Source organism: Vibrio sp. 10N.261.52.A1 (genome assembly GCF_002876325.1).
GTDB lineage: Bacteria > Pseudomonadota > Gammaproteobacteria > Enterobacterales > Vibrionaceae > Vibrio > Vibrio chagasii.
The window spans coordinates 1-3,247 of the sequence record NZ_MCYD01000533.1; the positions used below are offsets into that span (position 1 = coordinate 1).

3 protein-coding genes and 1 pseudogene are annotated in these 3,247 nt (G+C 44.6%); 3 read left to right on the forward strand and 1 reads right to left on the reverse strand.

Annotation, left to right across the window (positions count from 1 at the left end; all coding sequences use genetic code 11):
- The 3 genes and pseudogenes from BCT81_RS07560 to purF all read left to right on the forward strand — a co-directional run.
- A pseudogene (locus BCT81_RS07560) lies at nt 1–138 on the forward strand (cell division protein DedD); the annotation flags it as partial.
- Between the two features lie 61 nt (nt 139–199).
- Entirely contained in the window at nt 200–691 is a 492-nt protein-coding gene (locus BCT81_RS07565) for a CvpA family protein (protein WP_004740640.1), read from the forward strand.
- 34 nt (nt 692–725) lie between these two features.
- Entirely contained in the window at nt 726–2,240 is a 1,515-nt protein-coding gene (purF, locus tag BCT81_RS07570; RefSeq protein ID WP_102423725.1) for an amidophosphoribosyltransferase, read from the forward strand.
- Between the two features lie 75 nt (nt 2,241–2,315).
- Here the strand turns inward: purF and BCT81_RS07575 are convergent, their stop codons facing one another.
- Nucleotides 2,316–3,191, reverse strand: a complete 876-nt coding sequence (locus tag BCT81_RS07575) for a LysR family transcriptional regulator (RefSeq protein WP_102423726.1) — start codon at nt 3,189–3,191, stop codon at nt 2,316–2,318.
- Between the last annotated feature and the right edge of the window lie 56 nt (nt 3,192–3,247).

Below are 3,247 nucleotides of genomic sequence, written 5' to 3' on the forward strand. Positions count from 1 at the left end.
AAGCAAGAAAAAACTTTTACGCGAGTAATTATTGGCCCAGATGTATCTAAATCCAAACTTGAGCGACAAATTAAGGAATTAGAAAAAATTACGGGTTCAAAAGGCCAATTGCTCAAATTTAAACCGTTAAATCCATAAGAAAACGTTTGCGTCAGCATTTTTTCTGTTAAAATGCGCGCCAACTTAAGATGAAGAATTCATGAATTGGTTAGATTTTGTCATTTTAGGCGTGATCGGCTTCTCTGCCGTGATCAGTTTAGTTCGTGGTTTCGCTAAAGAAGCGTTGTCACTCGTTATTTGGTTTGGAGCATTTTTTATTGCTAGCCAGTACTACGCAAAATTAGCGGTGTACTTCACCAATATCGAAGATGAGATGTTTCGAAACGGAACTGCGATAGCAGCATTGTTTGTTGCAACGTTAGTTGTCGGTGCTTTAGTTAACTATGTTATCGGGCAGCTAGTTCAGAAAACAGGCCTGTCAGGTACAGACAGAATCCTCGGTGTCGTCTTTGGTGGCTTACGTGGTGTTTTGATTGTTTCTGCAGTGTTGTTTTTCATGGATGCGTTTACTGCATTCCCAAGTTCTGAGTGGTGGAAGAATTCGCAGTTGGTTCCGGAATTTAGTCGAATCATTGCGCCGTTCTTCGAGCATTTACAAGCAACATCTAGTTTCTTATCTGGCGCGCTATAGCGCCAGTTAATGTCGAAAAATCGAGGATTAGGACATGTGTGGTATTGTTGGAATCGTGGGTTCAACACCTGTAAACCAGTCTATTTATGACGCTTTAACGGTATTGCAGCATCGTGGCCAAGATGCCGCTGGTATTTGTACCATAGAAAGCAATCGTTTCCGTCTGCGTAAGGCGAACGGTTTAGTAAAAGATGTTTTTGAAGCAAAACACATGCAACGCCTCCAAGGTAACGTTGGTATTGGCCATGTTCGTTACCCGACTGCAGGTAGCTCAAGCGCGTCGGAAGCTCAGCCTTTCTACGTAAACTCGCCTTTTGGCATCACGTTGGCTCACAACGGCAACCTAACGAACGCGAACGAAGTTCGTGAAAAGTTGTTCGAAAAAGACCGTCGTCATGTGAATACAACTTCAGATTCAGAAGTGCTTTTGAACGTGTTGGCTCATGAGATCGATACGGTTAAAGGTAACGTGACTTCTGATGATGTTTTCCGCGCTGTATCAAACGTGCACCGCACAATTCGTGGCGCTTACGCAGTAACAGCTATGATCATCGGCCACGGTATGATCGCATTCCGTGACCCACACGGTATTCGTCCACTGTGTTTAGGTAAGCGTGAAGTCGAAGGTAAAACAGAGTACATGGTGGCGTCTGAATCGGTAGCACTGGATGCTGTTGGTTTCGATTTCATGCGTGATGTGGCACCTGGTGAAGCTATCTACGTAACATTCGACGGTGAGCTTTTCACTAAGCAATGTGCAGACAACCCACAGCTCAACCCATGTATCTTTGAGTTTGTTTACTTTGCACGCCCTGATTCATTCATCGATAAAATTTCAGTGTACAGCGCACGTGTTGAGATGGGTGAATTACTAGGTAAGCGTATTAAAGAAGAGTACTCAGACTTAGACATTGACGTGGTTATCCCAATTCCAGAAACCTCTAACGACATTGCACTGCGTATCGCTCAAGCTATCGACAAGCCATACCGTCAAGGTTTCGTGAAAAACCGTTACGTTGGTCGTACGTTTATCATGCCTGGACAGCAGCAGCGTAAGAAGTCAGTTCGCCGCAAACTCAACGCAATTCGCTCTGAGTTTAAAGGTAAGAACGTTCTATTGGTTGATGACTCTATTGTACGCGGTACCACTTCAGAGCAAATCATTGAGATGGCTCGTGACTCTGGCGCAAACAAAGTGTTCATGGTGTCAGCGGCGCCTGAGGTTCGCTTCCCTAACGTTTACGGTATCGATATGCCAAGCGCGACAGAGCTAATTGCTCATGGTCGTGACAATGAAACGATCTGTAAGCAGATTGGCGCAGACGCTCTGATCTTCCAAACACTACCAGACTTGATTTCTGCGGTAGGCATGGGTAACCAAGACATCGCGCGTTTCGATACTTCTGTGTTTAATGGCGAGTATGTAACGGGTGATATCGACCAAGCGTACCTAGATTTCCTAGACTCTCTACGTAATGACGATTCTAAGATTCAGCGTGAGATCCAACAAGATCTGGCGAACCTAGAGTTACACAACGAAGGCGCTTAGTTTTCGTTAGTGGAAAGAATATAAAAAACCAGAGCATCGGCTCTGGTTTTTTTGTTTTTGAAGTAGGGGATTAACCTAGTGAATGTGGTAAGCGATCACAAAATCAATAAACAATCTAACTTTCTCAGGTAGATGGTCTTTGTGGTTATAAAGCATGTAGATGTCACGTGGGTTAGCGCTCCAGTCTTCCAGTACTTGTACTAGGCTACCATCTTCAATGTATTCGCGAATCATCACGTCTGGCATCAGTGTGATACCTAGACCTTCAGAACAAGCTTGTCTCACCACATTAAGTGCGTTTGCGTTGAAGCGGCCTTTTTCACTGTTAACTACTGTCTCATCATTCGAGTTACTTAGCTGCCACTTAATCAGTGGGTAGCCTTTAAGCAATGAATGGTTCGCCAGTTCTTCAGCATGGCTCGGTGCAGGGTTCTTCGCTAAGTACTCAGGGCTCGCGATAAGAATATCTTTCACTTCACTGATTTTTCGAGCGATGAGGCTTGAATCACGTTGCGGACCCACTCTGAAAATCACGTCCCACTCTGTAGGGTCGAGTTGATCGGCTTGGTTGTTCATCATCAACTCAATATTGATATCTGGGTATTGAGTCATGAAGTCGCTGAACATTGGCATCATCATGCGCTTAGTCAGGTTGGAAGGCGCTGTAATGCGGATCTTACCGGAAGCACCTTTACAAACATCCGTCAGTTCTTCGGCAGTCGAAGAGAGACGTTGCAGCAGTGGAGCGCATTCATTAAAGAAACGTTCGCCAGCCTCTGTTAAAGAGAGTTTACGCGCGTGTCTATTGAGAAGTCTCAGGTTTAGCGAGTCTTCTAGAGCTTGGATCCGTCGTGTGATGGTCGCAACCGGAATCATAGTCTTGCGCGATGTTGCGGTGTAGCTCCCATTTTCAACGACGAGTCGAAAGAGGTTTAAATCATCTAATTTCATAAATCCAGACACATTTGTTTACAATCTCATCTAATTTATACGTAACATTGAGATCA

Coding starts and splice junctions, on each gene's coding strand:
- BCT81_RS07565 (WP_004740640.1), top strand. CDS start 200: ATGAATTGGTTAGATTTTGTCATTTTAGGCGTGATCGGCTTCTCTGCC.
- purF (WP_102423725.1), top strand. CDS start 726: ATGTGTGGTATTGTTGGAATCGTGGGTTCAACACCTGTAAACCAGTCT.
- BCT81_RS07575 (WP_102423726.1), bottom strand. CDS start 3,191: ATGAAATTAGATGATTTAAACCTCTTTCGACTCGTCGTTGAAAATGGG.